Origin of the sequence: Mesorhizobium sp. M4A.F.Ca.ET.090.04.2.1, assembly GCF_003999085.1 — a bacterium.
In the GTDB taxonomy this organism is placed as follows: domain Bacteria; phylum Pseudomonadota; class Alphaproteobacteria; order Rhizobiales; family Rhizobiaceae; genus Mesorhizobium.
Genome location: NZ_RZOT01000436.1, coordinates 1 through 5,311 on the forward strand (window position 1 = coordinate 1; position 5,311 = coordinate 5,311).

7 protein-coding genes are annotated in these 5,311 nt (G+C 63.8%); 6 read left to right on the forward strand and 1 reads right to left on the reverse strand.

Translation table 11 applies throughout. The annotated features are described in order from the left end of the window. The coding region (locus tag EN781_RS24915) for a DNA gyrase subunit A (RefSeq protein ID WP_127400413.1) at window positions 1-2,247 on the forward strand (2,247 nt) is incomplete at its 5' end. Between the two features lie 71 nt (window positions 2,248-2,318). Here the strand turns inward: EN781_RS24915 and EN781_RS24920 are convergent. Continuing rightward, on the reverse strand, window positions 2,319-2,462 hold the full coding sequence (locus EN781_RS24920) for a hypothetical protein (RefSeq protein ID WP_126054741.1): 144 nt from the start codon (window positions 2,460-2,462) through the stop codon (window positions 2,319-2,321). A gap of 191 nt (window positions 2,463-2,653) precedes the next feature. On the opposite strand from EN781_RS24920, the gene coaD reads away from it, so the two are divergent. From coaD to EN781_RS24945, 5 genes are all read left to right on the forward strand, one after another. After that, window positions 2,654-3,154, forward strand: a complete 501-nt coding sequence (coaD, locus tag EN781_RS24925; protein ID WP_126054740.1) for a pantetheine-phosphate adenylyltransferase — start codon at window positions 2,654-2,656, stop codon at window positions 3,152-3,154. A gap of 109 nt (window positions 3,155-3,263) precedes the next feature. Continuing rightward, window positions 3,264-3,758: a peptidylprolyl isomerase gene (locus EN781_RS24930; RefSeq protein ID WP_245492648.1), complete on the forward strand. Its 495-nt coding sequence runs from the start codon at window positions 3,264-3,266 to the stop codon at window positions 3,756-3,758. A gap of 28 nt (window positions 3,759-3,786) precedes the next feature. Then, window positions 3,787-4,299, forward strand: a complete 513-nt coding sequence (locus EN781_RS24935; RefSeq protein WP_126054738.1) for a peptidylprolyl isomerase — start codon at window positions 3,787-3,789, stop codon at window positions 4,297-4,299. Window positions 4,300-4,313: 14 nt separating this feature from the next. Continuing rightward, window positions 4,314-4,763, forward strand: coding sequence for a DMT family transporter (locus tag EN781_RS24940; RefSeq protein WP_126054737.1), 450 nt, complete (start codon window positions 4,314-4,316; stop codon window positions 4,761-4,763). Next, window positions 4,763-5,311 (forward strand): S-adenosylmethionine:tRNA ribosyltransferase-isomerase (locus EN781_RS24945; protein WP_189347822.1); only part of this gene is annotated, 549 nt, incomplete at its 3' end. The genes EN781_RS24940 and EN781_RS24945, both read left to right, overlap by 1 nt.

Consider the following 5,311-nt stretch of genomic DNA (forward strand, 5'->3'; position numbering starts at 1 on the left):
GGCGGCATCGCCGTCGGCATGGCCACCAACATCCCGCCGCACAATCTCGGCGAAGTCTGCAACGGCGCCATCGCCCTCATCGACAACCCTGCAATCGACCTGCCGACACTGATGGAGATCGTGCCCGGTCCGGATTTTCCGACCGGCGGCATCGTGCTTGGCCGTTCAGGCATCTACAGCGCCTATTCGACCGGCCGTGGCTCCATCGTCATGCGCGGCCGCGTCAATATCGAGGCGCGCGGCAACGACCGTGAATCGATCGTCATCACCGAGATTCCCTATCAGGTGAACAAGGCCTCGATGATCGAGAAGATGGCCGAGCTGGTGCGCGACAAGCGCATCGAGGGCATTTCCGACATTCGCGACGAGAGCGACCGCCAGGGCTACCGCGTCGTCGTCGAACTGAAGCGCGACGCCGTCGCTGATGTCATCCTCAACCAGCTCTACCGCTTCACCCCGCTGCAGACCTCCTTCGGCGCCAACATGGTGGCGCTGAACGGCGGCAAGCCGGAAGTGATGACGCTGATCGACATGCTGAAGGCGTTCGTCGGTTTCCGCGAGGAGGTGATCAGCCGCCGCACCAAGTACCTTTTGCGCAAGGCGCGCGAACGCGCGCACGTCCTGGTCGGTCTCGCCATCGCCGTTGCCAACATCGACGAGGTGATCAAGCTGATCCGCACCGCGCCCGATCCGCAGACTGCGCGCGAGCAGTTGATGGAACGGCGCTGGCCGGCCCACGACGTCGCGTCGCTGATCAAGCTAATCGACGACCCGCGCCACCGCATCAACGAGGACGGCACCTATAATCTGTCGGAAGAGCAGGCCCGCGCCATTCTCGAGTTGCGCCTGCAGCGCCTGACTGCGCTCGGCCGTGACGAGATCGCCGACGAGTTGAACAAGATCGGCGCCGAGATCGTTGATTATCTTGACATTTTGTCGTCCCGCGCGCGCATCCAGCAGATCGTCAAGGACGAGCTGATCGCGGTCCGCGACGAGTTCGGCACGCCGCGCCGCACCGAACTCTCCGACGGCGGCGCGGACATGGAAGACGAGGACCTGATCCAGCGCGAGGACATGGTCGTCACCGTCAGCCATTCCGGTTACATAAAGCGCGTGCCGCTCTCGCTCTACCGGGCGCAGCGCCGCGGCGGCAAGGGCCGCTCCGGCATGTCGACCAAGGAAGAGGATTTCGTCACTCGCCTGTTCGTCGCAAACACGCACACGCCGGTGCTGTTCTTCTCCTCGCGCGGCATCGTCTACAAGGAGAAGGTGTGGCGACTGCCTATCGGCAACCCGCAGTCGCGCGGCAAGGCGCTGATCAACATGCTGCCGCTGGAGCAGGGCGAGCGCATCACCACCATCATGCCGCTGCCCGAGGACGAGGCAAGCTGGGGTGAGCTCGACGTGATGTTCGCCACCACGCGCGGCACCGTGCGCAGGAACAAGCTGTCCGACTTCGTCCAGGTCAACCGCAACGGCAAGATCGCCATGAAGCTGGAGGAGGAAGGCGACGAGATCCTCGGCGTCGAGACCTGCACCGACAATGACGACGTGCTTCTGACGGCGAATTCGGGCCAGTGCATCCGCTTCCCGGTCAGCGACGTGCGCGTCTTCCAGAGCCGCAACTCGGTCGGCGTGCGCGGCATCGCCATGGCCGAGACCGACCGGGTCATCTCCATGTCGGTGATCGAAAACGTCGACGCTTCGCCCGCCGAGCGCGCCGCCTACCTGAAGCGGGCGGCCGCGGAGCGGCGGCTTGCCGCCGGTGTTGCCGGTGAAGAGGAAGAGATCGCGCTGACCAATGAGGAGATCGGCGAGGAGGCGGAGCTTTCCGACGAACGCTACGAATTCCTCAAGGAGCATGAGCGCCTCGTGCTGACGGTGACGGAATATGGCTACGGCAAGCGATCTTCGTCCTACGACTTTCGACTGACCGGGCGCGGCGGCAAGGGCATCCGCGCCACCGACGTGTCGAAGACGGCCGAGATCGGTCGTCTCGTGGCGACCTTCCCCGTTGGCAATGACGACCAGATCATGCTGGTGTCGGACGGCGGCACGGTCATCCGCGTCCCCGTCAACGGCATCCGTTTCGCCAGCCGCGCCACCAAGGGCGTGACCATCTTCAACACGGCCGAAGGCGAGAAGGTCGTTTCGGTGGAGCGGATTTCGGAACCGCAATCGGATGAGGAAGAGAGCGTCGAAGGCGAGGCCGATGCCACGGACGATGCTCCGGATATTGCCGAATAAGCTTAAAACAGCAACGCCGGCCAGACGGCCGGCGCAATCGGGACTGTTCGCGCAATCAAGCGGGGCGCAATTCAGTAGTGGCGATAGGGTTTGCGGACTTCGAAGCGCCGCGTGTTCGTCTTGGCGCGAACGCGCACGGCTTCCTGATGCAGACCGAATGCGGTGGCGATCAGCATGGCGACTGTCATTGCGGTGGCTAGCATGTAGATCAGCATGTGCGTGTTCTCCTGCGCCTAATAACGGATAGATGGGACTTTGGTTTCATCTCCTGAAGCGGCAACCTAGTGAACGCTGCGTGAAACGTTCCTGATCGTCGCATTCATCTGTCGTTCAGTCTGCGAAAAGGTTCACGGATGCCGCATCAATCGGATTTGCCTTCCGTCCGCGCGCCCGCTAGAAGCCTGCCATGACCGAACGCATCGCCCTTTACGCAGGCTCCTTCGACCCGCTGACCAACGGCCATCTCGACGTGCTGAAGGCTTCGCTCGCCGTGGCCGACATCGTCTATGCGGCGATCGGCATCCACCCCGGCAAGAAGCCGCTGTTTTCATTCGAGGAACGGGTGAAGCTGATCGAAGCGGCGACCAAGGCCGAGTTCGGTCGCGACGGCGCCCGCATAAAGGTCGTGGCGTTCGATGGCCTGGTCATCGACGCGGCGAGGAGAGAGGGCGCCTCGATCATGATACGCGGCCTGCGCGATGGCACCGATCTCGACTACGAGATGCAGATGGCCGGCATGAATGAGACCATGGCGCCGGAACTGCAGACGGTTTTTCTGCCCGCCAGCCCGTCGGTCAGAACCATTACCGCCACACTTGTCCGCCAGATAGCCTCGATGGGAGGCGACATCCGCCCCTTCGTGCCGGCGGCCGTCGCCGGCGCGCTCACCGCCAAATTCGCGAAATAAAACTCCGGAGACTTCCATGCAGCTGAAGAAGCTCGCTTCGTTCCTCGTCGTGCTGGCCGGCCTCGTGGCGGCATCCTTCCCGGCCTTCCCCGCCGACAAGGAAAACACTATGATCATCACGCTGAAGGACGGCGACGTGACCGTCGCGATGCGCCCCGATCTGGCGCCCAAGCACGTCGCGCAGATCAAGAAGCTGGTGCGCGAGGGCGCCTATGACAATGTCGCCTTCCACCGCGTCATCGACGGCTTCATGGCGCAGACCGGCGACGTCAAGTTCGGCAACATGAAGAAGGGCTTCAACCCCGAGGCCGTCGGCACCGGCGGCTCCGACCTGCCTGACTTGCCGGCCGAGTTTTCGCAGACCGAGCACTACAAGCGCGGCGTGGTCGGCATGGCCCGTTCGCAGGATCCGAATTCCGCGAATTCGCAGTTCTTCATCATGTTCGCGCCGGCGTCGTCACTCGATGGCCAGTACACCATCGTCGGCAATGTCGTCAGCGGCATGGAGCTGGTCGACAACATCAAGAAGGGCGACGAGGCGGACAACGGCACGGTCGCAGACCCCGACCGCATGGTCAAAGTGCGTATCGCCGCCGACAAATAAATCTGTTTTTCTCAAAAGGATATCTGACATGGCTGAGATCAAGGACCGCGAAAACGCGCTCATAATGGAAACAACCAAGGGCAACGTCGTCATCGAAATGTTCCCCGACCTGGCGCCCGGCCATGTCGCCCGCATCAAAGAGCTCGCGCGCGAAGGCGCCTATGACGGCGTCGTCTTCCACCGCGTCATCGACGGCTTCATGGCGCAGACCGGCGATGTCAAGTTCGGCAATTCGAGCAAGGCCTCCTTCGCGCCTTCCCGCGCGGGCATGGGCGGCTCGGACAAGCCCGACCTGAAGGCCGAGTTCTCCAACGCCAACCACGGTCGCGGCACCTGCTCGATGGCGCGCGCCCAGAACCCGAATTCGGCCAACTCCCAGTTCTTCATCTGCTTCGACGATGCCGCCTTCCTCAACCGCCAGTACACGGTCTGGGGCCAGGTGATCGAAGGCATGGAAAATGTCGACAAGATCAAGCGCGGCGAGCCGGTGCAGGATCCCGACAAGATCGTGTCGCTCAAGGTCGCGGCCGACGTCAAGTAAGGTGTGAAACCACGATGATGGGCGCCGTCTGGTCCCTGCTTGGCATCCTGTCCGGCGCCTTTATCGCCGTTCAGGCGCCCATCAATTCGCAGCTGGCGCGCGGCCTGGGCCTCCCGGTCGCGGCGGCTGCGTTCTCGTTCCTGTCGGGCGCGGTCGTGCTCGGCATCATCGCTCTCGTGGTGGTGAAGCTGCAGGGCATTTCGTTAGACTGGAAAGCGCCCGCGCCATGGCTGTTCATCGCCGGCGGCATGCTCGGCGGCTTCTACGTCACGCTCTCGACGATTTTGACGCCACGTATCGGCGCCGCCGCGCTGATGGCGTTCCTGGTCGCAGGCCAACTGCTGGCCGGCATGCTCATCGACCGCGCCGGCTTCCTGGGCGTGGCGGTGCGCGAGATCTCGCTCGGCCGCATTGCCGGCGCCGCGTTGCTGCTCGCCGGAGCGCTGCTCATCCGGCTCTATTGATGCGCGTCGACCTCTTCGATTTCGACCTGCCGGAAGACCGCATTGCATTGCGTCCGGCCGAGCCGCGCGACAGCGCCAGGATGCTGGTCGTCAGACCGGGCGGCGCGGGGCTGGCCGACCGCGCGGTGAGCGACCTGCCGTCGCTGCTCAAGGAAGGCGACGTCCTCGTCTTCAACGACACCAAGGTCATTCCAGCGCAGCTCAAGGGCATCCGCAAGCGCGGCGAGGCACAGGCGCAGGTCGAGGCAACGCTGCACATGCGGGTGGCGCCCGACCGCTGGCAGGCCTTCATGCGGCCAGGCAAGCGCATCGCCGCGGGCGATCGCATCCATTTCGGCCATGACACCAATTCCTGCTTTCTCGGCCGGCTCGACGCCACGGTGATCGAGAAGGGCGAGGCGGGCGAGGTGCTGCTTGGCTTCGATCTGTCCGGTCCGTTTCTCGACGAGGCGCTGCATGCGGTCGGCCACATCCCGCTGCCGCCATACATCGCCTCCAAGCGCGATGACGACGAGCGCGACCGCAGGGACTACCAGACCATCTATGCC